Genomic DNA, 24,224 nt, shown 5'->3' with positions numbered 1-24,224 from the left:
GGGTGTTCGGTAGCTATCGAAGGAGAGTCATGGCTGATATGGAGCGGCTGGCTCCCGAGCAGTGCGACGGGTTGGAGGCGGCGATCGCTGCGGCCCGGCGGATGGTCGAGGAAGCGGAGGAGCGCAAGCGGCGAGAGCGGGAGGCCGAGAAGAGGAAGAAGGGGGAGAATGGCTGACCGGGGTCGACCGGCCCCTATCTACCCCCCGAGGAGAATCCTGTGAGCATCACCAAGATCACCGTTGTCTGCAACAAGGATCGGGGCGCGTCGTGGCCCGCGTGCGCGGAGGCGTGGCAGCAGGGCCTCAAGGAGCGCGGCCTGCACGCTGAGATCGTCGGCGCCTCCGACGACGGCGCGCCGCTCGTCTCCCACCAGGGCGAGGTGTACGTGCTCGCCCGCGTGGAGGCCGAGGACGGCCTGCTCGTCAGCGCCGCCCCCTACCGGAAGTGACCATCCGAGGCGCCCGGCCCGTCCGCCGGGCGCCTCATGTTGACCCCCTGGAGTACACGTGGACGGCACCCCCGAGATCCTGCCGCAGCACATCCTCGCCCTGATGCACGCGCCGCCGAGCGCGGTGATCGTGGTGACCGGTGATGGGTGGGTTCGCGTGGCCGCGGCGGCGGGGCCGGGGGAGGTGGTCGTCTACTCCCAGGCCCGGCTTCTCGCCGAAGGGGTCGTGTTCACCCCGGACGGCCTGGAGGAGTTGGCGGGCCGGCTCACCGACGCGGTGGAGCGGCGGGAGCGGCTGGTCCTGGTGGCGTGACCCTGACATGCGAGAGGCCCTGCCTCTACCCTGACAGTGCGACCCGACAGGAAGGCAGGACCTATGTCTGATGGTACGACGTCGGAGAGTGTGGGGCGGCGGCTCGCCCGTGCCCGCAAGCGCCGCTCGCTCACCCAGGAGGGGCTCGCCCAGCGGTCCCGCTACTCGCGATCCCACATCGCCCAGGTTGAGCGCGGCCATAAGGTGGCGACGCCGGCGTTCGTGGCGGCGGCCGCTGCGGCGCTCGGCGTGAGCCCGGCCGAGCTGTACGGGCAGCCGTACCGGGGTTCCTCCGCCGAGTCTGATCGGGTGCACGCGGCGATCCCGGAGATCCGCCGGGCGCTCGCCTACGTCGGTGTCGGCCCCGACCTGGACGGCCCGGCCCGGCCGCTGTCTGAGCTGCGCGACGAGGTCGCGGCGGTGCGTCGGCTGCTGCTGGACACCCGCCTGGTGCAGGTGGGGGCTCGGCTGCCGGCGCTGCTGGAGGAGCTGGCCTGGCACGCCCACGAGACGGACGCGCCCGAGGCGTGGGCTCTGCTGAACCGCGCGTTGGCTTCGGCGGTGTCGTTGACGCGCCGGCTCGGCTACGCCGACTTGGCCGTGGCGCTGCTCGACCGCGGGGAGGACGCGGCTCGGCGCTCTCAGGACCCGCACCTGCCGTTGCTCGTCGCGCTGCCGCGGGCGCTGCTGCTGGCGGAGATGGCGCAGTGGCGGCCCGCGATGACGCTGCTGGACCGGGCGATCGCCCGGGTGGATCACGACCTTGCGGACGCCCGGGAGGTGTTCGGGTCGTTGCAGTTGCGGGCAGCGGTGACGGCGGCGCGGGCCGGGGATGCGGCGGCGGCGTGGGAGCGTTACGGGATCGCGGTGGAGACGGTGGAGCGCGGCCCGGTGGTGGACGTGCACGCCACCCAGTGGAGTGCCGGCAACGTCGCGTTGCACGGCGCGGCGGTGGCGACGGAGCTGCGGGACATGGACGAGGCGGTGCGCCGCGACCGGGTGATCGCGAGGGGGCGGGTGCTGGCGGGGTTGGCGGTGGAGCGGCGCACCCATCATGAGATCGACATGGCGCGGGTGCATGCCGAGGTGGGCGAGTACGACCGTGCGCTGGAGCGGCTGGCGGCGGCGGAACGGGTGGCGCCGGAGATGACGCGCCACCATCCGACGGCGCGCACGGTGGTGCGCTACCTGGTGGACGTGCGCCGCGCGCTCCCTGAGCCGTTGCGGGCGCTGCACTCGCGCATGGGGGCGTAGCCGGCCAACGTGTTGGCCGGGGGCCGGATGTTCCAATATGGAACATCCGGCGTTCGCGTTTTCGCCATGCTGTGATCATGGCTACCGACGATGAGATCGAGCGGCTCCGCGACCGTTTCGGCGGCGACTGGGACATCCGACGCTCCCCTGAGGGGATCACCGCGACGCACCGCCGCGAACAGCCCGACGCGAAGCGGGAGATGAGCGGGTTCCGCACCCGCGTGTCCGCGCTGGAGGGGAAAACGCTGGAGGCGCGGCTGGAGGTGCAGGAGGCGCTGCGCCGGGAGATCGGCTACCCCTACGTGCCGCCGCCGCGGTGGGAGCGCGGCGCGACGTAGGTGCCCCGGTGGGGGACGACGATGAGCACGCCGTCCTCGACGAGCAGGCGGATGGCGCGGCGCACGGTGGTGCGGGCGAGCCCGTACTCCTGGACGAGCTGGCTCTCCGAGGCGATCGCCCGGGCCGGACGCCAGTCTCCTCGGTGGATACGCGCTGTGAGGATGGCGGCGAGCTGGCGGTAGGGCGGGAGAGGGTGGCCGTGGTCGATGTGGCTGTCGGGTCCCAGGTCGCCGCCGAAGTCGATCATGGAGACGACGCTAGACCCGGGGACATATCGGACAGCGAGCAGCTACGTGTAGACACGTAGTGCGACGTGTCGATACAAGTGGGAGGGATATGGCAACCCCGCCGCCTCCTTCCGCGTCGAACATAAAGACGAGGAGGGAGGTAGTGAGACTCGCGTCAGACCCCCTGGGAGGAACCCCCGTGTACGTGACCCGCCCCCCGCAGTGCCGCCACCTCCTCCACCGGGCCGAATGGGAGGCCCTGCTCGCCGCGGTGCGCGGCCGTGGGTGCCGTCCCGAACTCGCCGAACGGGTCAGCGAGCAGACGCTGACGTTCCTGCGGGTGGACCGTGGCCGGCGGGGGCTGGTCGCCTCCCCGCTCGTGGATCTGGGGTGGCACGCCCTGATCTCGACGGGGCAGCCGTACCGCCGGCTCTGCGCGATCGTGGCACGCAAGGTGATCGCGCACCGGCCACGACCGGCGGCGGTGGGGGAGGAGTACGACGCGGCGATCATCCGCACGACGAACGCGATCCGCGACGCGGGCTACGACTGGGACCCGCTGGTATGGGGAGCGGGCGGCCCCGCCTGCGTCGAGTGCGGACAGGGGGTAGGAGCGTAACATTTCGATAGGGGACCCGCGCGCCGTGTGCGTCAGAACGTCTACGCGGGTCCCGTGAGCCGCCCATCTCGTGCGAGGAGATGGGCGGTTTCCTTTGCCTTGGCTGCGGATCGCAACCCTATACGTGAATACGGATCGCAACAAGGTTGCGATAGGGAAGCCTCCTAGGTCGAGGGTCGGGCGCGCTACCACTGATCTTGCGAGAGTGCCCCGGCCTTCAGGCCGGGGGTGAATCGCATCTCAAGAATGCTCTGGCCTCGGCTCAGTCCGGGCGTTTCTGTTGCGCGATGTAGTCCTTGACGACCTGGAGCGGGGCGCCGCCGCACGAGCCCGCGAAGTACGAGGGCGACCAGAACCGGCCGTGCATGATCGCCCGGTTGATCTGGCCGGTGAACTCCGCGCGCAGTCGGCGTGATGAGACGCCCTTGAGGCTGTTGACCAAGCTGGCGAGCGCGACCTTCGGCGGGTAGTGCACGAGGAGGTGGACGTGGTCGGCTTCGCCGTTGAACTCCTTCAGTTCCGCGCCGAAGTCCTCGCAGACCTTGCGCATGACCTCTTCGCAGCGCGTCAGCATCTCGTCGTTCATTACTCCGCGCCGGTACTTTGTGACGAACACCAAGTGCGCGTGCAGGTTGTAGACGACGGTTCTTCCCCTGCGGATATCGGGGTCCGGTTCCCATCTAGGTGACATAGACCAATGGTATAGAGTGGTCGCTATGCAGCTCCGGTACAGCTTCCGCGTGTACCCGAGCGCCGGTCAGCGCGCAGCGCTGGCAAAGGCATTCGGGTGCGCACGGGTCGTCTTCAACGACGCGCTGCGCGTCCGTGAGGAGGCCCGCGCGGCGGGGCTGCCCTACGTCACCTCGGCGGAGCTGTCCAAGCGCCTCACGGCCGCCAAGAAGACCCCGGAGCGGGCCTGGCTCAGCGAGGTCTCGGCGGTGATCCTCCAGCAGTCCCTGCGGGACCTGGACACCGCATACAGGAACTTCTTCGACGGGCTGAAGGGCAAACGCCCACGCATAGGAGCCCCGCGCTTCAAGTCGAAGCGGGACAGCCGGCAGTCGATCCGCTTCACCGCGAACGCGGCCTGGCGGATCACGCCCGGCGGGAAGCTGCGCCTGCCGAAGATCGGCGACCTCAAGGTCAAATGGTCCCGCACCCTGCCGTCCACCCCGACCACCGTGACCGTGGTCAAGGACGCGGCCGGCCGGTACTTCGCGAGCTTCGTCGTCGAGACGGACCCAGAAGTCCTTCCGCAGACCACGCATGAAGTGGGCATCGACCTCGGACTCGGGCACTTCGCGGTCCTCTCCGACGGGACGAAGGTCGACAGCCCGCGCTTCCTGCGCCGGGCTGAGAAGCGCCTGAAGAAAGCCCAGCGCGCCCTGTCCCGCAAGCAGAAGGGCTCCAGGAACCGGGACAAGGCCCGGCTAAGGGTCGCCCGCGCTCACGCGCGGGTGGCCGACGCGCGCCGCGAGTTCCACCACCAGCTCTCCACCAAACTGATTCGCGAGAACCAAGCGATCGCCGTGGAAGACCTGTCGGTGAAGGGCCTCGCCCGCACACGCCTGGCCAAGTCCGTCCACGACGCCGGATGGTCGGCGTTCGTGAGCATGCTGGAATACAAGGCCGCCCGCTACGGGCGGACCTTCGTGAAGATCGGCCGCTTCGAGCCGACCTCCCAGGTGTGCTCGCAGTGCGGCGTCAAGGACGGCCCCAAACCTCTGAGCGTCCGCGAGTGGACGTGCCCGGCCTGCGGAGCCGTCCTGGACCGGGACATCAACGCGGCGGTCAACGTCGCCAAGGCCGCCGGACTGGCGGTGTCAGCCTGTGGAGCGCAGGTAAGACCGGGACTGGTCCCGGCACCGCGCCGTGAAGCAGGAACCCACCCGAAGCGACCCACACACCCCGTGTGGGAGCAGGCGGGAATCCCGGGCCTTTAGGCCCGGGAGGATGTCAAGGTGTGCCCATTCGCCGCCCCCGACGGTCAGGGGCGGACACCCTGCCCTGGAGTGCTATGGAGTACGAGCTCGCCGTCGCCCTGGACGGCATCACCCTCGACGACGACGCGGCGGCCCTGCTCGCTGACGCGTTGGACGCTGTGCTGTCCGAGCGGCGCGGTGTCTGCTGGATGCACGCGGCCGGCGTGGGCGCGACGCCGGAGGAAGCCGTCGCGGAGTTGGAGGCCCGGGCGCGGACGGTAGCGCCGGGGCTGCGGGTCGTGGGCGTGGAGGTGGTCGGCGGGCTGTGAGGTCCGGCTGTCGCCCGTTCCCGCGTCGGGGGCGGGCGGTTTTGTGTTTCTTCTCTTCAGAGGCTTTTATTCAGAGGGGCTAGACAAGGGCGTACAGAGGGGCTATATTTATGAGTGTCAGCAGGAGAGAGGAACCCCCCGATGACGCTCACCACCACCGCCGCCGCCCAGATCGCCCGCGTCACCCGCGCGACCGTCACCACCTGGTGCCGCCTCGGAGCCGTCGCCGCGCGCAAGGTCGCCGGCCGGTGGGTCATCGAGGCCACCTCCCTCGCCCGCCGCATCGCCCTGGGAATCCGCCGCACCAAGAAGGAGACCATCGTGCAACACCTCACCCGCGCCGAGTACGAGGCCGCCGCCCGCCAGGCCGGACGCAAGCCTGCGCCCGACAACTACCTCCACGGGCGTCTTCAGCTGGGCGACTACGACGGGGAGCTGACCGGCCTCAAGCGCGCCGAGTACCAGCGCGCACTCGCCGTCGTCGCGGAGAAGGAGGCGGGCACCTGGTCCGCCCCCGCCAAGAAGAGCAGCAGCAGCTGCTACTACTGCGGCGTCCCCATCACCCGCCACGACGGCGAATGTGAGGACTGCGGCTCCCAGACCGCCGTGGCGAAGTGGCTCGCCTGACGCGCGCCCCGTCGCCCCGTAGGAGGTCCCCATATGTACTACCGCATCGACTGGGAGGCCCTGAACAGCCTCCCCCCGGCGGAGCAGATGACGGCCCTGGCCGACATCATCTCCAGCGTCCAGCGCGCGTGCAGCGCTGAGCGCGACCGGATCGTCCACCGCACCATCGAGGCCCTCGGCACCCAGAGGGCCGCCGCCGAAGCACTGGGCATGAAGCCCGCCCGCACTAACCAGATCGCGAAGGAGACTCCCGTGACCGTGCAGATCATCACCTGCGGCGGCCCCGCCGAGCTGTACCACCGCTACCCGGGCCAGCACGAGGCCCAACCGGTCCACGTCGAGATAGACCTGCGGCGCCGGACCGTCTCGGCCGACTATGACCCCGAGTCCGGGCCCGAGAGGGCCCTGGAGACGGCCGTCCACGACGGGTTCAAGCGCCGCTACCCGATCCCCGCGCTGACCTCTGCAGCAGCCAACGAGCTGCTGGAGCGCATCCGTCCCCTGGCGGAGCGGATGTGCTCAGACTGGGAGGAGCACTGGGACGGGAACAACCACGTCGCGGTGCTGGGCGGCGACGCCCTCGCCGCGGAGGCGGAGGTCGAGGCCCTGGTGGGCGACCCGCAGGATTGGGGAGACCACTGGGACGCCTCCGAGCGCGTCACGGTGTGGGACGTCGACGGCGCCATCAGCGGCGACGAGGTGGAGGAGTACGGCATCACCGCCGCCACCACCGACGCCGAGCTGGAGGGGATCGAGGAGCAGATCCTCGACGCCCTCACCGAGGTGTCGCCGTCCGGCGAGGCGGTCCTGGAGGGGGTGGATGAGTACCTGCGCTCCGAGCGCGACCGTCTCGTCGAGGAGGCGCGGGAGACCCTGTACTGGTCCCTGGTGGAGGGGGCCACTCCCGCTGGCCGTGCGGTCGACCCCGAGCCCGCTGGCCTCACCGTCCCCGACGAGGTCCTGTCCTGGGCCGAGGGGCACGGCTTCAGCACCGAGCGGCCCGACATCTATCTCCTGGTGGCCACCGAGGAGGACGCCGAAGATCTCGACGGCGAGATCGACTGGATGAGGACGCAGGCGCACCCGGATGAGGCCGGCAAGATCCGCACCGCCCTCGCCCAGCGTGACGCCTGAGACCGAGACGGCCCCGCCCAGGAAGTTCCCGGCCTGGTGATCGTCTCGCCCGACGATCGCATCTGAACACCACACCGAAGGAGAAGGAGAAGACCATGAAGGAAACCGCCACCCCCCTCGCCCCCGACACCTACGACGTCCTCGTCCGGCTGGACGAGATCATGGAGGTGTTCACCATGGTGGAGACCTACGGCCGGCGGGAGGTGGACGGCCCCGAGGTCGAGGCCGCGCTGGACGCCCTCCTCGCCCTGGACGGGCAGGGCGGCCTGCGGGTGAGCCGCACCCAAAACGGCCACCCGTCCTGGACGGAGACGGTCACCGTCACCGGACCCGAGGACACTTGGGTCACCGTCTCCCGGTGCTATAACTGGTACCAGGGCCACCTGAGCGGGTGGACCTTCGGCGGGTCGTGGCCCGGGTACCGCTTCCGCCGCGTGGTGCGGGAGGTGTACCGCATCGTGGAGAACAGGGAGAACCCGCAGGAGGGCGCGACCTGGGAGGCCGCGGTGGAGAGGCTCATCGAGATGGGCCTGTACGGGTGGGGCCGCCCCCAGCGGTCGGCGTGGGAGGAGGAGCTCCTCTCCGAGAGCGAGGCCCCCGCCTCGTTCCCCGAACGGGCGGACGTCAAAGCCTGGATCGGCGTCATCGGCGGCGTCGCCGAGCAGGTCGCGGCGCTGCCCGCCGAGTTCCACGCCTGGCCGTGGGGAGAACGGGTGGAGGACCTGTACCGGGCGGCGCACCAGGTGCTGGACCCCGCGCACCCCGCGCCGTCACGGCACGCCCGCTAACCGAGGAGTAGCGACGGCCCCGCCCAGGGCACGTGGGCGGGGCCACCCCCAGACGACCGTACCGAACCCCCTGAAAGCGGCCGTAATCCGTCAGCACCGGCGAGATCAGCGGAGTGGGTAGCGCGGCCGGGCGCCAGCGCGCTATGTTAGCTGCCAGATGCTCCCCGCGCATGCGGGGATGGACCGGATGTGTTGGTACACCCAACCAAACCTGTCTGGTAAGCCCCGCGCACGCGGGGATGGCCTCTTTTGAGGAAACTGCTGTATCGGATGGCCCCGAGCGGGGAACTGAAGGTTCCTCACTCGGGGCCGTTCGCGTTGGTCGTGAACTGGTTTCCCAGCCGCAGCAGCTACCATGAGGCCCATGAAGAAAAAGTTGCTGCTGCTTTCAGGCACGGCGCTGCCGTTGCCTGCGGCCATCCTGAGTGTGTCGCACCTGATGGCCGGCACGCCCCTCACGGAGTGGTCCGCCGTGCTGGGCGCCCTGGCGGCGGCTGGCATCATGCTGATGCTGTGGGGAGTGCTCACCCCCCCGCCTGCGGCCGGTGCCGCTTCGCGGTCTTAAAGCGCGAAAACGCCCCGCCCTCCGCGAAGGAGGGCGGGGCGTTGCGGGTCAGGAGCGGAACTTTGCGGAGGTGCGCAAAGTTTCCGTCCGGGCACGGACGGCAGCGAACTCTCAACCTAAGGTTGAGAGTTCGCCGACGAGCGCCCGCATCGCGGTCGGGTCCCGCCGCGCGGCGCGGTACCGGCCGGCGAGCTCCCGCGCCTCCGGGCTGCCCCAGCGGCGTGACATGCGCTGCTGGGGCGGGTGGTAGAGGTGCCACAGCGGGGCGCGGCCACGCCATCCCGGGCCGGCCAGAACGTTCAGGGCGAGCGCCCACGACTCGTCCTCCTGCCCCCAGCCGACGAACCGGGGGTCGAGCGGCACCGCGGCGTAGGTGTCCCGGCGCAGCACGACGATGCCGCCGCCCGGCCACCCCACGTAGGGCTGCTGGGTGAGGGGCATGCGCATGTGCGGCTCTGCGCCGGCGAGCACGTCGACGGTCGACCGCTCGCTCAGCCGGTGGACGCGGCCGTGCGGCATCGCCCACGCCGCGCCGGCCCGGACCGCGTCGATCGCGGCGTCGAGGCCGGGGGTCCAGCAGTCGGCGTCGGCGATGACGAGCACGTCTTCCTCGGCTGCGGGGAGCGCGTTGGCGACGGCGGTGGCCTTGCGCCAGGGGCCGCTGGCCTGTCCGATGAGGACTTGGTGGCCGGCGCGGCGCCAGCGGGTGACGGTCCAGTCGAGGGCGGCGCGGCGGTGGGGGCAGGGGTTGTCGGAGGCCCAGGGGAGGATCACAGTGACTCGATCGCGCGCACCCACGCCGCCAGCTCCTCCCTCGGGTCGAGCTCGACAGACCGGGCGAGCGCGCACTTCGACGCCGCCTCCCACCCGTTGCCGAGGAGATCGCGCAACGCCGCCTCCCATCCGTCCACGTCGTCGACGGCGATGAAGGTCCCGGCGTCGCCGAGAGCCTCACGCAGCCCGTCGGTGGGGGCGGCGATCGTGGGGATCCCCGAGGCGGCGGCCTCGACGGCGCACATCCCGTAGGACTCCTCCTCGCTCGGCATGAGCAGCACGCGGGTGCGCGCCCACACGTCCTCGCGCATCCGGTCGGTGTGTGGCTGCCAGGTGACGTTCGCCGCGACGCGGCGGTCCTGCCGGTCCTGCTGGTACCCGCCCTCCACCACCAAGAACTGCTGGTCGGGCATGCGCCGCGCGAGCTCGTAGAACACATCAGATCCCTTGGCGGGGATGGGGTTGACCAGCGTCACCATGTCCCCCGGGGTGGTGCGGTGCCGGTCGGGCCACACCGGCGGGTGCACCACCAGGTGCCGGCCGCGCATCCACCGGCGCAACGCCGCAGCGACATGCTGGCTGTTGGCGACGTACAGGTGCGCGCCCTGTTGGACGTCCCGGGCGATCCACGGCGCCGCCGAGTGCAGCACCTGCACCAGCCGGGCCCGGGCCGCCCGGGCGAGACGACGCGCCGCGGGAACCGACTTCAGATGGGAGACGACCACGTCGACGTCGAGCCGGTCCGGCGTTCCGGCGCGCACCGCGATCCCGTCCACCTCGGCGTCGGCCTGCTCGTCGGTGGCCCACACCTCGACCTGATGGCCGCGCTCGGCGAGCGCCCGCAGGAGCTCGTGCAGCATGATCTCCGCGCCCGCCCGGTGCGCCGGCAGGTAGTAGTGGGCCAGCGCCGCGATGCGCAACGTCCGCTCCTGCGGTATGCCGACGAGGCGCCGCATCGCCTCTACGGAGCGGCGCGCCCGCAGATACGCCTGATAGCGGGCCCGGTTCGCCCGGTACTGCGGCGAGCGCGTGGACGCCGCGGGCGCGTGGTAGAGGTGGGTGATGACGCCTTCGTGCCGCACCGGCTCACCCAGCAGCGTGGTGGCCGCCGTCCAAAACGCGTCGTCCTCGAACCCCCACCCGCGGAACCGCTCGTCCATTCCGCCGGCGCGCCACCAGGCGTCGGCACGGATCACCCACACCCCGCCGATCGGCCGCCGCGACTCCTCCACGACAGGCGCGTGCAACGGATCCACGCCGCGCGCGTACACCGCCAACGTCCCCTCCGGGGACAGGGCGCGATACCGGGTGTAGGGCAGGTGCAGCACGCCGTCTTCGCCGGCACCCGCGATGGCCGCGCGCAACGGGCCGGGCTCGGGGAGCGTGTCGGCGTCGCACAGCACCACCACCCCCTCGCCGGCCCGACGTACCGCTTCGTTGCGCACCCGGGCGCGGGAGAACTCGCCGTCGACGTCGACCACCATGTGCTGCGCGTCGGGGAGCATCTCCCGTAGCCGGGCCGCCACGTACTCGGCGTGGATCTCCCGATCCAGCTCGCCGCCGCGGAACGGTACACAGACGGTGACCTTCACCTGCGCCCCCTCGCCGCCGTCGCCGCGCTCCACAGGTAGTAGCCGAGCACGTCGCCCTCGTGCGCCTCGACGAGGCCCGGCCCGAGCTCGCGGCGCATCTGCGCGCCGCTCCAGTGTTCGCGGTGGATCTCGAACCAGTTCCCGCCCTCGGCGCCCTGGTCGTGGTGGGCGAGCGGCACCGACACGAGCACGTGGTGCGCCCAGTCCCGCATCCTCGCCAGCACCCCGCGCGCCTCCAGCTGTGTCATGTGCTCCAGCACGTCGGCGAGGATCACCAAGTCCGGCTGGCGGACGACGGTGTAGGGGTCGAGGTGGCGGATGTCGGAAACGATCACCCAGTCGTAGAGATTGAACAGGCCGAACGTGGTGATGTAGGGCGCCCACGCCTCCACACCGATCCACCGGCAACCGGGAGTCACCTCCCGCGCCAGCCGCACATAGGTACCCTCACCAGGGCCGACGTCGACCACCGTCGCCGGCGCGAGACGCTCGATCACGCCCCGCGCCCACTCTTTGCCCTCAGCGTCAGAGGTCGGCATCAGGACCCGCTACGGCCCTCAAGCCTGCGCTGCACGTAGGCGGCCACCGCGGTCAGCGCGGCCGTTCCTGCGGCGGCGGCGAGGGCCGGCCAGTCGATCACCTGGCCGACGACGACCTGGTCCGTGATGACGCCGGCGACGGCGACGAGGACGACCGAGATGAGGCCCTGGACGACGGTGCGCACCGCGCGGGAACGGGCGTCGGCGCGGGCCTCGGCCGAAGTGCCGGGCACCGGATTCGGGGAGCTGTGGGACATCGGATTCCTCCAGTAGAGAAGCCCCGGCCACTTCGGCCGGGGCGGGGTCAGATGAGGGCAGCGAGCGGGCCAGTCGTCACAGGTGAGCCTTGATGAACTGCGACAGGATCTGCTTCGCGGCGGCTCCGGTGATCTCATCGCCGAAGTGCTGCTTGGAGCCCTCTGCGCGTCGGGCCGCGAGCACCGCCTTGGAGGTCGCGGGGCCGTAGTGCCCGTCGATGCCGGCGGGGCCGAGATCGTGGCCCCCCGCGCGCAGAAGCTCCTGGAGGAGCTTCACACGCTCACCCTTGTCGCCTTCCTTCAGCCCAACCATGTCTGCTCCTGTCATGTCAAGGTGATCGACGGGCATGCCGTCGCGTACCCAGGCGTACAGCTCGTCGCCGGGGCACGAGGTGGAGTTGATGTCGCGGTGCCCCCGGATCGCGAGAGTGCGTCCCGCCTTCCGGTTCGCCTCGTCGTACAGCGCCCGGATCGCGTTGCGGGCCGCGGGGGTGGCGTCGCCGTTGCCGCCGATGAAGCACACGCCGATCCCCTGAGTGTTACGGGGCGCGGCGTGCGCGCCGACGACGAGCCAGCCACGGCCCTCGTAGACCTTGCCGTCGGTGTCGACGAGGAAGTTGTAGCCCACGTCGGACCAGCCGTTGGAGTCCATGTGGAACGCCTGGATCTGCCGCGGCGTCTGCGAGGGCGGCCCGGCGGAGTAGTGGACGACGAACTCGGTACGCGCCGACCAGGAGACGGTCTGGCGGGACCGGGGAGCACGCGCTCCCCACTGTGAGCGGGAGATGATGTCGACCATGCGGTCCTCTCTGGGGTCATGGAGTGGGCGTTGGGGCAGGCCCTGCGGGGCCTGGAGGGCCGGACGGCCCTGGGGGTCCCGGGGGGCCGGCCGGGCCGGGAGGTCCCGGGGGGCCGGGCTCACCCGCAGGGCCTGGGGGTCCTTGCTCTCCTTGCGGGCCGGCAGGGCCGGGTGGACCTGAGGGGCCGACGATCCCGACGCCGGGCTCACCGGCGGGACCCGGAGAACCGTCGCGGCCGGGGAACCCGCGAGGCCCCGGTGCCCCCGGAGGGCCGGACGGACCCGGAGGACCTTGAAGCGGCGGCGGCGCGGGCGTCGCGACCGGGGTGCCGCCGAGTTGTTCGACCTGGCGGGCAAGGGCCTCAGAGTCCTGGCGGAGCTGGGTGAGCTGGGCTGCGTTGACCTGCACCGCGACCGCCACTGCGCCGAACGCGACCGCCAGCGCCGCCGCGAAACCCAGCTCACGCAGCGTCCGCCACGACGGGCGGCGTGATAGCCAGCGCCTCATGACCCGACCCCGAGCATCGGTGCGACCCACTGCGCCAGCAGCAGCACGATCGGGACCACGATCGCCGACATCACCCATTTACGGTCAGCGGCGCGCTGCCGCTCGTCGGCCCGATGCTCCTCCCGGTGCGCCTTCCGCTCCTCAGTGACCTCGGTTTGCAGGGTCGCCAAGTCCTTCTCCACCTCGGCGAAACGTTGAGCCACCTGCACCTGGTAGGCGCTGAAGAGGTCGCTGGACACGACCCTGTCCAGGCGGGCGTTGACTTGCGCGAATCCTTCGCGCAGGTCAGTTCGCATGTCCGCGAGCGACCGCTGGAGTTCCCAGGCGCTCGGCTCATCAGACACTGAGCGCCTCCTTCCTGTGTTACTCCCCGCTCCCCGGTTCGAGGCCGGTGCCGGGCGGGGTGGTGTCGATTCCGCCGTCCTCGACCGGGGCGTCAAGCGGCGGCCCGACGACCACGTCGGACTCGGGCAGTTGCGGCTCGGGGCGCGGCAGCGGAGGCGGCAGCGGGATGATCGGCTCGTTGATCTCGGTCATCTCTCTCATCCGGGATAGAGGGGGGCGTAGGCGGGGTCGGCGACCGGGTCGGGGTTCAGGCCGGCGTCCACGGGCCGGGCGGGCCGGTACATCGGCCGGACCTGCACCGTCATGGTCACCGCCGGGCCGCTGCCGCGCACGGTGTAGCCCATGATCCGGTGCGGGCCATCGGCCATCGTCCCGGTGCTGTCGACGATGTGCACCACGTCCCCGAGCTGTAGACGCGGGTCGGGCAGGATCTCCACGCTGGAGGTCAGCGGGATCGGCCACGCGGTCCACGCCAGCACCTGACCGGCGATGGCGTCGGCGGTGTCGGCGAACTGCACCCACGGCGATGTGGGGAGCGTGAGCGCCTGCTCGCCGTAGCGGGCGATGGAGGCGGTGTCGGTGTAGCGGCGCGGCGGTCGGGCCGTGGAGGTGACCGTCTCGGCGGCCAGCACCAGCGACGGCGCGCCGCCGGCGGCGACGCGGACCTGGGCCGGGGTCGTGCCGCGGTTGTACATGACCACGACGGGCTGTGGCTGGTCGGGCAGCAGCTCCACCTCCACGGGCAGGTAGGAGCCGGTGTCGGAGATGAACTTCACCCGGGATCGGCCCGGGGTGCCTGATCCGGCGACCGCATACGGCATCGGGCAGGCCGTCTCCCAGGGGCGCTGGGTCATCTCCAGCGTCACGGTCAGCGTGCTTGAGGCCGGCACCGTGACCGCCGGCCCGGTGACCCTGTCCGCGCTGCCCGAGCTGTCCCACGTCCAGCCGGTGAAGCTGGCCGTGATGGCGTTGGCGACGCCATCGATCTCCTCACGTACCACCATCTGCCCCAGTTCGCGGGCCGCGGTGATCGTGGCGTCGGGCTCGACCTGCGCGCCCGGATCCGTCCAGTCTCGTGGGTGGAACCAGAACACGCCGGACTCGTCGAACGCGAAATGGCACATGTGGGCGTCGGCCACCTGTTTCAGCAGGTCCCACCAGGTGCCTGACACCTGGGGGGTGGCCATCAGCCGGTAGTCGGTGGCCGGGATGCCGGGGAGGACGTAGGCGGTGCGCCGCCAGGACTCCAGCACCGAGACGCTGCCCACGGCGCGGGCCACGCCCAGACACTCCACGGGGGCGCGACCGGTCAGGGTGATGTCGTACAGCCATCCGAAAATCGGGGCGGCGCCGGTGTAGGTGGGGGTGGCCCACTGCCCGTAGGGGCTGGACAGCCACCCGCGCGCGGTGACCCCTGCTGACAGGCTGGTGAACCCGATTTGAAACGTGATTTTGTTGGGGCGGCCGAGGGCGCCATACCCCGACGGCACTGACCATGTCAGCCCGGATCCGTTAACGCGGACGCCCATCCTCCAGCCGGTACCGAACGGGTCGACGGTCAGCTCCACCACGGTTTCCCCATCGGAAGCGTTCTCCGACCTGCGGAACCGCAGGGTGACCGTGGACGCCGTGGCGGTGGCGGCGCTGGTCGGCGCGATCCACCAGTCCACCATGAGGGTGGTCTGCTGGGTGATGGTGCGCCGCTGCGGCGCCCAGGTGATCGTGTAGCCACCGGAGGTGGAGTAGGGCCCATACGACCACGGAGCGTCACTGTCACGGAAGCCGCTCAGGCCAGTCCAGCTCAAGGCCGTACCCATGTTCGCGGCAACGCCCCTGTTCAGCGACGCAAAAAAGATCGCATCGCGCCGTGCGGGCGGAGAGTTGTACACCCCCGAGCAGCGCAGAGCGTGATCGACCACCCACGGCACCGACACCGCCGTCATCGAGGACGACATCACCGACGGCAGCCACGCCGCGCCGCGCAGCTGCTCGGCGCCATCCAGCGCCGCCACCTGCGCCGTGCCCGCGCGCGCGTCAGCGGTCGTCGACCGGACCCGGCCGCGCAACGCGGCTAGCCGTTGTTCGGCCAGCCCCCACTCCACCACCGCGGACTGCCCGGCCCGCGCGATGTCAGCCGTGGCCCGGGGCGCCCACGGGCTGTAGCGCTGCGCGGCAGTGCGTCCCGCGTCGCCAGACAGGGTGAGCGCGGCCTGCGCCGACTCGGCTCCCGAGCTGAGCGCGACCTGGGCGGGCAGCCCAGTGCTGTAAGCGCGATCGACCGACCACGACGTGACCTCGTCGGTGACGTCGACGCCGCCCAGACGAACGCGCGCGTCATAGGTTCGATCGCCGCGCTGTAGGGCGTCGGCCAGTTCGGGGCTACCGGTACGCACCCGATCTCACCTCCACCAGGTCCAGCGTCACGCTGTGGTAGGGCAGCTGCGGGGAATCGGCCATGTTCGCGATCGTGTAGGTGGGGCAGCCGTCCCCGATCGGCACGTCGCCCTCGGTCGGGATGGGGGCGTAGGCCAGGTGGGCGGCGCCGATGATGGTCAGACCGCTGCGCGCGGCCAGCACCGCCTGGGGGACCACGGTGACCGCGCCGTCGGGGGCATCGGCCGAGACGTAGGCCGACCCCGCGCCGCCCACCGCATAGCCGACCTCGCCGCCGTTGGAGTCGTAGAACATCAGCCTCGGCTGGGCGGTGGCGGCGATGGCGCTGGTCCCGGTGGTGGCCAGCCGCCAGTGCACGCCCATGCCCGGCATGACCGGCCAGCCGCGCGGCCCGTAGTAGGGGCCCAGCCACGTCAGCACCGCGCCGTCGGCCGGGTCGCGCACGCACGCCCACCGGTCGGCGCCGGTCAGCCCGACCATCAGGTCGCCTCCTCCGGAGATGGTCCAGTCCGCCACCGCCTCGGCGGTGGTGCCCGTGGCCAGCGGGCGCCCCCGCGACTGGTCGGCGGACAAAAGGTTGCGCGCGGCCGGGTCGATGACCTCTACCACCGCGCTGCCGGTGCGGGAGGTGTAGGTGACCTCGACGAGGTGGTCGTAGTCGACGGGGCGCAGCCGGTCCCACGCCCAAGCGGTTCGGCGGGGCGTCCGCCGTCCGCGTGACGCGGTGACTCTGCCGTCCAACGCCCGGAACTCCGCTGTCGCCAGGTCGCGAGGTCGGGTCCACGTGGTGGAGCGTTCCTCGACGGGGCGCATCCATCCGAGCGGCCCGATCCACAGGTCGCGCACCGCGGGCGCCGTGGCGGGCGGCAGCTGGGGTGGGGGCGGCGCGGGCTCGGTCCAGGCCAGCGGCACCGTCCAGGTGTGCGGCCCGTCGGCCTCGTACCAGTCCACGGTGAGCTGCCCCGACTTCGCCCCGCCCGACCCGGTGGGCGTGCGCCGGATCCAAAACGCCCTCGTGTCAGGGTCGGGGTCGGGGATCGCCAGCTGTCCGGTGACCCAGGTCAGGGTGCCTCCGGTGGGCGGGCTGGTGGGGGAGGAGGCCACCAGCGCCTGGGGGAACGACGAGTCCCAGGTCTGGGACTCGGTGGGGTCCAGGGCCAGCTCCAGGCCGGGCCCGGACAGGGTGACGGTGATCGACACGGCGCCCTCGGCGTCGATGCACACACACCGGTAGTCGACCTGCTGCTCGAATACGTCGGCAAGCAGGTCAGGGCCTGCCTGCGTCGAGGACACATAGCCGCCCAGTGACTGCAGCGGCACGGAGGGTTCCTCCCAGCCCATCGTCTGATCAGGGTTGGTCAGTCCGACGTGCACGCGCTCACCTCCTGCTCGCCAGGCGGTCGCCTTCTCGGGCGGCCCGCGCGATCTCCTGGGAATCGACCTGCAACACGATGTCGCCTCCGGTGGTGGCGACCTCGGCGAGGAGGGCCTCCAGCAGGCGGATCATGTCGCCCTGGGTCGTGGCGACCGTAGTGTCGGGCAGGTCGCCGAGGGTTGGCTGGATCACGGACGCGGCGAGGTCGTGGGAGGCCGCCGTGACGAGGGACTCGCCGCGGCGCATCCCCTCGGCGAGCATCCGCGCGAGGTTCTCGCCGGCCTGGTCCATCGGATGGGACCGCAGCGGTCCCACCCGGGCCGGGGAGAAAGGCCAGTAGTCGCGCACCCCCTGGGCGATTCCGGCCATCCGGTCCCACAGCAGCGCGGCCGCATCCTGGATCCCTTCGATGAGGCCGTAGATCACGTTCTTTCCGGCGTTGACCAGCCAGTCCCGCGCGCCGCCGAAAAACTCGCGGATCCGCCGGGGCAGCGAGGCCACGGCGTCGACGGCGCGGCCCACCCCGTCACGCAGGCCACGCACCAGGCCGCCGATCATCTCCACGGCGCCGTCGCGGGCGTCGCGCACCCCGCCCACCACCAGGTCGATCAGCGCGTCGATGCTGTCGTTGATCCGGTCGACCATGTCGGACACGGCGTCAGCCGCGCCATCCCGCATGTCGCCGAACCAATCGGCGACCGCGTCGGCCATGTCGCCGACCCACTCGGAGATCGCGGCGGCGGCGCCCTCGACGTCGCCCGCCATCTCCCAAAACGAGGTGGCCAGATCCACCAGCCAGATGATCAGGTCGGCGGCGGCGGCGACGATGTTGCCGATGCCCTCCACCAGCCACTCGATCGCGGGCATCAGCTGGTCGATCATCGACGCCCACGCCGACGTCTGCTCGGCGATCATCACCAGCAGCTCAGGCAGCAGCTCGATCACCGGCAGCAGGGCCTCGACCAGCGCCGGGATCAGCGGGGCCAGCGCCTCCACCAGCGCGGTCAGTGCCTCTGACAGCTCGGGCAGCACCGGGGCCAGCGCGTCCACCAGCGCCGTGGTGAGCGTCTCCAGGCCCGGCGCGAGCGCGGTCAACACGTCGGCGAGCAGCACCAGCACCGTGCCGGCCAGCTCGCCCAGCAGCGGCAGCAGCGGGGCCAGCGCGATCAGGATGTCGGACAGGGCGGTGCCGATCGCCTCCAGCCCGCCGGTGGCGATCAGCGCGTCGATGCCCTGGCCGAGCGCGTCGATGACCGCGGTGATACCGGGCTCCAGGGCGGCCAGCGCCGGCACCAGACCGTCGATCGCGCTGGTCAGGACCGGGCCGAACGCCTCGGCGATGCGGCCGACGGCGGGGGCGAGCGCGCCGATCCCCGAGACCAGGGCGGTGATGACCGGGGCGAGCGCCGACCCGACGTCGGACAGGCCCGCGAACACGCCCTCCAACGCCTCGACGCCCTCAGCCGAGGCGAGGAAGTCGTCCAAAGCGCCGGTCAGGGCCTCGATCGTGTCGAGGATCCCGCCGTCCCCGGCGGCCGAGAGCACGCTGCCGAGGATCCCGCCGACGTTGCCCGCGATGTCGCCGAGCTGGGAGAACGTGGCGATCGCGCCGTCGATCCACTCGGTGACCCGACCGCCCTCGGCCGCGGCGATGGCCCAGTCCTGGAAATCCTGGGTCGCGTCCGTCAGCGCGGCGCCGAGCCGCTCGACGTAGGGCAGCCCCTCGATGCCGATCGCGGTCAGCCCCGACAGCAGGTTGGGCACCGCCATCGCGGCGTTGTCGATCGCGGCCGCGGTCGAAGAGAACGCAGCGTCGAGGAACTCGACCGTGCGGGGCGCGGTGGCCAGCGATGTCAGGCCGCGCCCCATGTCGCCGAGCGATCCGGCGACCTCCACCATGCCCTCGCGCAGGGTCGGCAGCAGCACCTCGGCCACCCGGGTGAGCTCACCCTCAAGCGGGGCGAACAGGCCCTGCTGGACGGCGCGCTGCATGCTCTCCAGTGCTGGGGTGAGCTCGGACAGCTCAACCACTGCCGACCGTGCGGCCGGAGCCAGGCCCTCCACCGCGCCGGCCAGCGCCTCGGCGTCACCCTCCAGCGCGGCCTCAACCGCGTCCCCCACGCCGATCAGGCCGACCTGGAGCGTGGCCAGCGCCGCGCCGGCCGAGGCCGCGACGGCCGGAAGCGCCGCGGTGGCGCCGGCCAGCGGGGCCAGCGCCGCACCGAGCTGCACCACCTGGGCGGCGGCCACGGCCGCGCCCGCGCCCAGCGACGCGATCCCCCCGGCGGCCGCGCCGATCCCGGCCACCCCGCCCAGGGCCCGGCCGAGCCCGCCCAGGGCGTCTCGTAGCCGGTCCAGGCCCGACTCGCGCACCCGCACGGTGGCGGTGCGGTCCCGCGCCGCGGCGTCCAGCGCGCGCACGGTCCGGGCCAGATCACCCTGGTCCGGGTCCAGGCCGATCTCGGTGGTGATCCCCGACAGCTGCCGCTCGATCGTGCGTTTGGCGGCGATCGCGTCGCGGGTGATCGTGCGCGTGTCGATCCGGGTCGGGATGTTGACGGCGAGGGCGCGCTCCAGCCGCTCCAGCGACCGGCCCAGCTCCTCACGGAACCGGCTCGTGTCCGGGGCGACGCGAATGTTGACGCGGCCGACAGTAGGCCCACCGGGACCAGCCAAGGGGCGCACCCCCTCGACGTCAGGTCACGGCGCTTCGCGCCCTCGGTTGATCTCGGCCACGGTCAACAGGCGCGGCTTCCGCGTCGATCCCGGCCTTGGATGCGGCTTGAACCGGTACCGCTTGCCGACGTGCGCCTTCGTCTGCTCGCGGGTGAAATCGATCTGCTCCGCGGCCAGCAGCGCCGTATGAACTCGAGACTGCCACCGCCGCCACTCGCGCGGATCCGACCCCGTCGACTCGGCCGCCGCGGCCGCCGCGAACGCCGAGTCCGAGGTCAGGTGTTCGATCAGCTCCAGCACCAGCGACGGCGGTGGCCCCTCGCCGCGGCACACCGCCCGAAGGTCGACGCGGTACTCGCGCAGCAGGTCCGCGTACAGCGGCCCTCCGAAGTCGCGGATCAACTTTCGGAGGGCGACGGCCCCCCCAGGTCCTGGTCCTGGATGTAGCCCATGAGCACCTGGAACCGGGCCATCAGCGGCAGTCGGTCCAGGCGGCGCGCGGCGTGCTTGTCGGGGGCGGCGGCGGCCAAAAGCTTGACGGCCAGCGGCATGACGCCGCCCAACGCCTCGATGGGCGCGCTGCCGTCCTTGTCGGCGCGCAGGGCGCCGAGCTGGGTGATCACGTCTATGAGCAGCTGGTCGTGTTCGGACCCCAGCTGCATCAGGGGGCGCAGCGCGATCTCGTCGCCCTCGGGCATGGTGACGACGGTGGCGCTGCCCTTGGCCTGGAATGCGGTCAGGTCGATGGTGGACATGGGCGGACCTCCATGTGGGTCGATGGCGGGTGCGGACCAGGGGAGAGGCCCGGCGCGTGGGGGTCCGCGTCCCACACGCCGGGGGTATCAGGAGCCGCCAGCGGCGCGCTTCGTCCCCACCTGGAACAGGTAGTCCAGGTCGCTGCTGCCGAGCACGGTGGCCTGCACCGGGAAGCCCGACAGCGCTTCAGGGTCGAGTTCGACGTTGTCGGCGCGCAGGATGGACACCCGGGGCAGCCAGAAATCCGCGAACTGATTCCCGTCGTCCACGCGGATGTACATAGCTCCCTCGGTGGGCTGCGGCGTGCCCTTCAGCACGCTGTAGTAGTCGCCATCCATGACGCCGCCGGCGCCGTAGTACAACTGGTAGGCGAGCTCATCCCACTGCAACAGGGCGAACTGGAACATCTGCGTGACCGGCGAGATCGACTCGCGCAGCGCGGCGTTCTGCCAGGACCCGTGCACGGTCCTCTCCCCGCCCTCCTGGGCGATGGTCAGCGGGGACTCGCGTGAGGTGTGCCCCACCTCCTCCAACCCGACCGGGTTGAAAGGGTCGGTCGGCCGCGTCGCGGTGCCGGTGATGTCGAAGTACAGGTGCCCCTCGCCGGGGATGACGACAGCGGAGTCGTCGAGCATGCGTGGCCTCCTCGGGCACAGATGCGGACAGGAATCAGGTGCGGACCTGTGCGCCGAGAGGCGCATGTGTAGCTCAGCCCTGGTCGGGGCGCGCGTTGATCACGTAGGTGGCCTGGTAGCGGTACACGTCGTGGTCTTCAGAGTCCGAGGGCAGCAGCGTGGGCGCCGATGTCTCGGAGAACCATGCGATCGACCCGACGCCCTTCAGGGCGAACTGGGGATACCGGGATGCTCGATACAGAGCGTCGCGGACGGCCTGGGCGAGATCCTCGGCCGCGCTATCCGTGCCGGCCCACACCTGGGCATCCACCACGGCCTGGTCCAGGAACTCCGGGTGGATGCTGGAACCTCCGGCGCGGCGGACCATGATGAACGGCACCGGCATCCGGTCAGGAATGCGGGACCCCACCGTCACATCGGACGGGACGGCGGCCCGCACTGCGGCCACCAGCAGCGCGTCGGTGCGCGGGAGCCTAGCCATCGCGGGCTCCCATCGCCGCATGCAGCGCGTACACCCCCTGGGACGTGCCACGGTCCCGGGTGCCGACCCGGCCGAACTCGATCGCGAGCGCGTTGCCGTCCGGGTCGACGAGCTCGACGAACGCGTCACTCCGGCGCCCCGCAGCGACCTCGATCCGAGCGCGGCCGGTGGCCCGGTGCTGCGCCAGCCGCTGCCGCGCCACCCCGGCCAACCGGCCGGCCTGGGCGATCGTCGCCTCGTGCGCCTCATGCGCCGCGACCCGCTCAACCGAGCGATACACCTGCGCCATCGCCACCTCCCAACGGGATCGGCTCTTCGCCGGGGACGGGCCGGTCTTTGCGTTCGCGCAGAAGCGCGTCGATGTGCGCGGTGCGCGGGGACATGCCGTACCGGCGCGGCCGGCCGATCACGTCCCACCACGTGCCCCCCGCAGACACCCACCGCACCCGCGCCCACGCGCCCAACGGCGCACTCCGGCAGATCACCCGGTAGGTGGTGACCAGATCCTGGCCGACCGCCGACAGCTCGTCGGAAGTGACGGGCTGCACGGATGCGCGGATCCGCACCGGCTCGGACGCGGGGCCGACGACGACGTTGCCCAAGTCATCGAGGGTCTCCACCTCGGGGTAGACGTCGAGGGTCTCCTCGCCGCGGTCGAGCAGGCTCACGGCCAGCACCTCCCCGGCTCCCACGGGTCCGGGTGGCGACGGCGGGATCGCACCACCGGAGTGATGGTCCACGCCCCGCGGGACACGCCGAGCAGCGCCCATTCCGAGTCGAGGACGAGCAGGTACCCGGCGGCCGCCGCGGTGTTCAGCGAGTAGGAGTAGTTTCCCTCGCTCTCCTGCCGGTAGCCGTCCGGGTTTTTCAGGACCCGGGTGACCGCATTCGACTCGACCATCACCACCAGGGAGCGGTAGTTCGGGTCGGCCGCCCGCCCGTCCAGGTCCGCGATGCGAGCCCGCAGCATCGCCTCCACGTCATCGAGCAGCGTGGCGGCAAGCTGACGCTCCTCTGCGGTGAGGGGGCGCCCCATCCGCGCCTGTACGTCATCGACGGTCGCATACGCCACGGTCCGCCCCCTCCCCTGTCAGGAGCCGGAAGCGCCGGTCAGGCGCACGAAACGCGCGTCGTCGCGCACCGCGAAACCGATCTCCACCTCGGCGCGGATCGCGAACATGTTGCGCTGCCACAGGTTGAGGACGGTGCCGTCGGAGTCGGTCAGGGTGGCCTGGTCGGACTCGGAGATGGAGATGCCGGTGACCATGCCGTACATGGCGCTGGACCAGTCGCCGCCGAACCCGACCGTCGCCCCGCCGTCGTTGACGTGCTTGGACTTGTAGGCGGGGCGGCCCAGCAGGGTGCCGATCGAGCGGCCCTCCGTCTGGAGGTTGTTGATGAACAGCGGCCGGCCGTTGCCGTCCACCGCCTGCAACGCCAGTCCCTCGCCGGAGCCGTTGAACACCCAGGCGTCCAGGTCGCCGGACGCGTCGGACACCTCGACAATGGCCTGCACCAGGCCGTCGTAGAACCCGGCGGACAGGTCCACGGTGTCCACGGCCGCCAGCGTGTCGAAGCCGGTGCCTGGGGCCGGGCCGAAAAGGACCGTCTCGTCGAACGTGCGGGCGATGGCCCCCGCCAGCCGGCTGCGCAGCGCCGCGTACAGCGTCGGCAGGTCCCGGCGGAACTCCATGGAGAACGGTTCAATGACCGCCAGCTTGTACGGGGTGAGCGTGCGGTTGCCGAGGGTCCCCCGGGATACCGGCTTCTCCTCGGTCTCCGCGACCCACTGCGCCTCAGGGTCCCCGGTGATGATCGGGATGGTCACGCCCCGGCCCGGGATGTTGATCTGCCGGGCCAGCTGCATGACGATGGACTGCTCCTGGGCGTCCTGCCAGATCTCCTCGGACACGGCCGGGGGCAGGACCACGCCAGCGGTGGTGCGGTTGATGTCGATGCCCGCCATGCGGGCCTCCTCTCTACGCCCCGGTCACAGGGGCACGCGCCCCACGTGGGGCTACTGGTTGAAAATGGCTGCGAACTGCTCGGCAGGCGTGCCGCCGCCGGACGGCGCATGGCCGCGGGTCGGGTCGGGGGCCGGCCCCGGCTTGGGCTTGGCCGCCTCGACGCGGGTGGCGAGCTTGGCGGCGAGCACCTTGGCGCGCTCCTCCAGCTCCTCCTCCGACTCGCCGGTCAAAAACTCGATGAGCTCGTCGTCGAGGCCGTGGCGGCGGGCGGCCCGCTCACGCCAAAGTTCGTGCTGGGCGCGCGTGGCCGCGCCGAGCGCGTCCTCGTACTGGCCCTGGAGGCGTTCCAGCTGCGTTTTTTGGGCGTCCTCCAGCTCCCGCAGCCGCTCGGCCGCGGGCAGGAGTTCCTTCGCCCTGGTCTCGTGCTTGCGCGCGAGCGTCTTCCACTTGGCGGCCTCGGCCTCCCAGTCCTTCTCCACGCGCGGCCGGTCGGCGGGCTCCGTGTCGGCGGCCTGCTCGACGATGGGGTCGGCGCCGGTAGGGGCGTCCTGCTCAGACAT

The 24,224-nt window shown here is 71.5% G+C and carries 34 protein-coding genes; 13 read left to right on the top strand and 21 right to left on the bottom strand.

The window, feature by feature from the left end; genetic code table 11:
• Positions 1-29 precede the first annotated feature (29 nt).
• The 5 genes from ACYVHU_RS12630 to ACYVHU_RS12610 all read left to right on the top strand — a co-directional run bounded on the left by ACYVHU_RS12630 (position 30) and on the right by ACYVHU_RS12610 (position 2,354).
• Positions 30-176 (top strand): hypothetical protein, encoded by a 147-nt coding sequence (locus ACYVHU_RS12630; protein WP_498948526.1) that lies wholly within the window; start codon positions 30-32, stop codon positions 174-176.
• 42 nt (positions 177-218) lie between these two features.
• Positions 219-449, top strand: coding sequence for a hypothetical protein (locus ACYVHU_RS12625; RefSeq protein ID WP_498948525.1), 231 nt, complete (start codon positions 219-221; stop codon positions 447-449).
• 58 nt (positions 450-507) lie between these two features.
• Positions 508-762 carry a hypothetical protein gene (locus ACYVHU_RS12620; protein ID WP_498948524.1) on the top strand — a complete coding sequence of 85 codons (255 nt, stop codon included), beginning with the start codon at positions 508-510 and terminating at the stop codon, positions 760-762.
• A 63-nt stretch (positions 763-825) separates the two neighbouring features.
• Positions 826-2,016 (top strand): helix-turn-helix domain-containing protein, encoded by a 1,191-nt coding sequence (locus tag ACYVHU_RS12615; RefSeq protein ID WP_498948523.1) that lies wholly within the window; start codon positions 826-828, stop codon positions 2,014-2,016.
• A gap of 77 nt (positions 2,017-2,093) precedes the next feature.
• A complete protein-coding gene (locus ACYVHU_RS12610) occupies positions 2,094-2,354 on the top strand; it encodes a hypothetical protein (RefSeq protein WP_498948522.1) in 261 nt (86 codons plus the stop codon).
• On the opposite strand, the gene ACYVHU_RS12605 is transcribed toward ACYVHU_RS12610, so the two are convergent.
• Positions 2,315-2,602, bottom strand: coding sequence for a GntR family transcriptional regulator (locus ACYVHU_RS12605; protein WP_498948521.1), 288 nt, complete (start codon positions 2,600-2,602; stop codon positions 2,315-2,317). The two genes, ACYVHU_RS12610 and ACYVHU_RS12605, sit on opposite strands and share 40 nt — an antisense overlap.
• 179 nt (positions 2,603-2,781) lie before the next feature.
• Here ACYVHU_RS12605 and ACYVHU_RS12600 point away from each other — a divergent pair, with 179 nt between their 5' ends.
• Positions 2,782-3,201: a glycine-rich domain-containing protein gene (locus ACYVHU_RS12600; RefSeq protein ID WP_498948520.1), complete on the top strand. Its 420-nt coding sequence runs from the start codon at positions 2,782-2,784 to the stop codon at positions 3,199-3,201.
• A 262-nt stretch (positions 3,202-3,463) separates the two neighbouring features.
• Here the strand turns inward: ACYVHU_RS12600 and tnpA are convergent, their stop codons facing one another.
• Positions 3,464-3,892, bottom strand: a complete 429-nt coding sequence (gene tnpA / locus ACYVHU_RS12595; RefSeq protein WP_498948518.1) for an IS200/IS605 family transposase — start codon at positions 3,890-3,892, stop codon at positions 3,464-3,466.
• Between the two features lie 25 nt (positions 3,893-3,917).
• Between tnpA and ACYVHU_RS12590 the strand changes: the two genes are divergently transcribed.
• From ACYVHU_RS12590 to ACYVHU_RS12565, 6 genes are all read left to right on the top strand, one after another.
• A complete protein-coding gene (locus ACYVHU_RS12590; protein WP_498948516.1) occupies positions 3,918-5,144 on the top strand; it encodes an RNA-guided endonuclease InsQ/TnpB family protein in 1,227 nt (408 codons plus the stop codon).
• Between the two features lie 74 nt (positions 5,145-5,218).
• Positions 5,219-5,452, top strand: a complete 234-nt coding sequence (locus tag ACYVHU_RS12585) for a hypothetical protein (RefSeq protein ID WP_498948514.1) — start codon at positions 5,219-5,221, stop codon at positions 5,450-5,452.
• Between the two features lie 141 nt (positions 5,453-5,593).
• Positions 5,594-6,079 carry a helix-turn-helix domain-containing protein gene (locus tag ACYVHU_RS12580; RefSeq protein WP_498948513.1) on the top strand — a complete coding sequence of 162 codons (486 nt, stop codon included), beginning with the start codon at positions 5,594-5,596 and terminating at the stop codon, positions 6,077-6,079.
• A 33-nt stretch (positions 6,080-6,112) separates the two neighbouring features.
• Positions 6,113-7,213, top strand: coding sequence for a hypothetical protein (locus tag ACYVHU_RS12575; RefSeq protein ID WP_498948511.1), 1,101 nt, complete (start codon positions 6,113-6,115; stop codon positions 7,211-7,213).
• Between the two features lie 95 nt (positions 7,214-7,308).
• Positions 7,309-8,001 (top strand): hypothetical protein, encoded by a 693-nt coding sequence (locus ACYVHU_RS12570; RefSeq protein ID WP_498948510.1) that lies wholly within the window; start codon positions 7,309-7,311, stop codon positions 7,999-8,001.
• Between the two features lie 364 nt (positions 8,002-8,365).
• Positions 8,366-8,566, top strand: coding sequence for a hypothetical protein (locus ACYVHU_RS12565; RefSeq protein WP_498948509.1), 201 nt, complete (start codon positions 8,366-8,368; stop codon positions 8,564-8,566).
• Positions 8,567-8,677: 111 nt separating this feature from the next.
• Here ACYVHU_RS12565 and ACYVHU_RS12560 read toward each other — a convergent pair whose 3' ends face one another.
• The 5 genes from ACYVHU_RS12560 to ACYVHU_RS12540 form a co-directional block, all read right to left on the bottom strand.
• The gene (locus ACYVHU_RS12560) at positions 8,678-9,340 is read right to left on the bottom strand and encodes a glycosyltransferase family protein (RefSeq protein ID WP_498948507.1); all 663 of its coding nucleotides are present in this window, start codon (positions 9,338-9,340) and stop codon (positions 8,678-8,680) included.
• The gene (locus ACYVHU_RS12555; protein WP_498948506.1) at positions 9,337-10,965 is read right to left on the bottom strand and encodes a glycosyltransferase; all 1,629 of its coding nucleotides are present in this window, start codon (positions 10,963-10,965) and stop codon (positions 9,337-9,339) included. The genes ACYVHU_RS12560 and ACYVHU_RS12555 overlap by 4 nt, the downstream gene beginning before the upstream one ends.
• Positions 10,929-11,471: a class I SAM-dependent methyltransferase gene (locus tag ACYVHU_RS12550; RefSeq protein WP_498948504.1), complete on the bottom strand. Its 543-nt coding sequence runs from the start codon at positions 11,469-11,471 to the stop codon at positions 10,929-10,931. Before ACYVHU_RS12550 ends, ACYVHU_RS12555 begins: the two co-directional genes overlap by 37 nt.
• Positions 11,471-11,728, bottom strand: coding sequence for a hypothetical protein (locus ACYVHU_RS12545; protein WP_498948502.1), 258 nt, complete (start codon positions 11,726-11,728; stop codon positions 11,471-11,473). The genes ACYVHU_RS12550 and ACYVHU_RS12545 overlap by 1 nt, the downstream gene beginning before the upstream one ends.
• 76 nt (positions 11,729-11,804) lie before the next feature.
• The gene (locus tag ACYVHU_RS12540) at positions 11,805-12,527 is read right to left on the bottom strand and encodes a peptidoglycan recognition protein family protein (RefSeq protein WP_498948586.1); all 723 of its coding nucleotides are present in this window, start codon (positions 12,525-12,527) and stop codon (positions 11,805-11,807) included.
• A 292-nt stretch (positions 12,528-12,819) separates the two neighbouring features.
• Between ACYVHU_RS12540 and ACYVHU_RS12535 the strand changes: the two genes are divergently transcribed.
• Positions 12,820-13,020 carry a hypothetical protein gene (locus ACYVHU_RS12535; protein WP_498948500.1) on the top strand — a complete coding sequence of 67 codons (201 nt, stop codon included), beginning with the start codon at positions 12,820-12,822 and terminating at the stop codon, positions 13,018-13,020.
• Positions 13,021-13,031: 11 nt separating this feature from the next.
• Here ACYVHU_RS12535 and ACYVHU_RS12530 read toward each other — a convergent pair whose 3' ends face one another.
• The 14 genes from ACYVHU_RS12530 to ACYVHU_RS12465 form a co-directional block, all read right to left on the bottom strand.
• Entirely contained in the window at positions 13,032-13,331 is a 300-nt protein-coding gene (locus ACYVHU_RS12530; RefSeq protein WP_498948499.1) for a hypothetical protein, read from the bottom strand.
• Positions 13,332-13,398: 67 nt separating this feature from the next.
• Positions 13,399-13,572, bottom strand: coding sequence for a hypothetical protein (locus ACYVHU_RS12525; RefSeq protein ID WP_498948498.1), 174 nt, complete (start codon positions 13,570-13,572; stop codon positions 13,399-13,401).
• A gap of 5 nt (positions 13,573-13,577) precedes the next feature.
• Positions 13,578-15,773 (bottom strand): hypothetical protein, encoded by a 2,196-nt coding sequence (locus ACYVHU_RS12520; protein ID WP_498948497.1) that lies wholly within the window; start codon positions 15,771-15,773, stop codon positions 13,578-13,580.
• Positions 15,760-17,148, bottom strand: coding sequence for a hypothetical protein (locus ACYVHU_RS12515; RefSeq protein WP_498948496.1), 1,389 nt, complete (start codon positions 17,146-17,148; stop codon positions 15,760-15,762). The genes ACYVHU_RS12520 and ACYVHU_RS12515 overlap by 14 nt, the downstream gene beginning before the upstream one ends.
• A gap of 4 nt (positions 17,149-17,152) precedes the next feature.
• Positions 17,153-19,825: a phage tail protein gene (locus ACYVHU_RS12510; protein WP_498948495.1), complete on the bottom strand. Its 2,673-nt coding sequence runs from the start codon at positions 19,823-19,825 to the stop codon at positions 17,153-17,155.
• Between the two features lie 24 nt (positions 19,826-19,849).
• Positions 19,850-20,227 carry a hypothetical protein gene (locus ACYVHU_RS12505; protein ID WP_498948493.1) on the bottom strand — a complete coding sequence of 126 codons (378 nt, stop codon included), beginning with the start codon at positions 20,225-20,227 and terminating at the stop codon, positions 19,850-19,852.
• A complete protein-coding gene (locus tag ACYVHU_RS12500; RefSeq protein WP_498948491.1) occupies positions 20,224-20,580 on the bottom strand; it encodes a hypothetical protein in 357 nt (118 codons plus the stop codon). The genes ACYVHU_RS12505 and ACYVHU_RS12500 overlap by 4 nt, the downstream gene beginning before the upstream one ends.
• 87 nt (positions 20,581-20,667) lie before the next feature.
• The gene (locus ACYVHU_RS12495; protein WP_498948490.1) at positions 20,668-21,216 is read right to left on the bottom strand and encodes a phage tail tube protein; all 549 of its coding nucleotides are present in this window, start codon (positions 21,214-21,216) and stop codon (positions 20,668-20,670) included.
• Positions 21,217-21,289: 73 nt separating this feature from the next.
• A complete protein-coding gene (locus ACYVHU_RS12490) occupies positions 21,290-21,697 on the bottom strand; it encodes a phage tail termination protein (RefSeq protein ID WP_498948488.1) in 408 nt (135 codons plus the stop codon).
• Positions 21,690-21,977 carry a DUF5403 family protein gene (locus tag ACYVHU_RS12485; RefSeq protein ID WP_498948486.1) on the bottom strand — a complete coding sequence of 96 codons (288 nt, stop codon included), beginning with the start codon at positions 21,975-21,977 and terminating at the stop codon, positions 21,690-21,692. Before ACYVHU_RS12485 ends, ACYVHU_RS12490 begins: the two co-directional genes overlap by 8 nt.
• The gene (locus ACYVHU_RS12480) at positions 21,961-22,365 is read right to left on the bottom strand and encodes a hypothetical protein (RefSeq protein WP_498948484.1); all 405 of its coding nucleotides are present in this window, start codon (positions 22,363-22,365) and stop codon (positions 21,961-21,963) included. Before ACYVHU_RS12480 ends, ACYVHU_RS12485 begins: the two co-directional genes overlap by 17 nt.
• Entirely contained in the window at positions 22,362-22,769 is a 408-nt protein-coding gene (locus ACYVHU_RS12475) for a Gp19/Gp15/Gp42 family protein (protein ID WP_498948483.1), read from the bottom strand. The genes ACYVHU_RS12480 and ACYVHU_RS12475 overlap by 4 nt, the downstream gene beginning before the upstream one ends.
• A gap of 18 nt (positions 22,770-22,787) precedes the next feature.
• The gene (locus ACYVHU_RS12470) at positions 22,788-23,663 is read right to left on the bottom strand and encodes a phage major capsid protein (RefSeq protein ID WP_498948481.1); all 876 of its coding nucleotides are present in this window, start codon (positions 23,661-23,663) and stop codon (positions 22,788-22,790) included.
• Positions 23,664-23,714: 51 nt separating this feature from the next.
• The gene (locus tag ACYVHU_RS12465; RefSeq protein ID WP_498948479.1) at positions 23,715-24,224 is read right to left on the bottom strand and encodes a hypothetical protein; all 510 of its coding nucleotides are present in this window, start codon (positions 24,222-24,224) and stop codon (positions 23,715-23,717) included.

It is taken from the genome of Marinactinospora endophytica (genome assembly GCF_054780875.1).
Note: the sequence above shows the minus strand (reverse complement) of the source record. Positions and strands in the feature narration are given on the sequence as shown.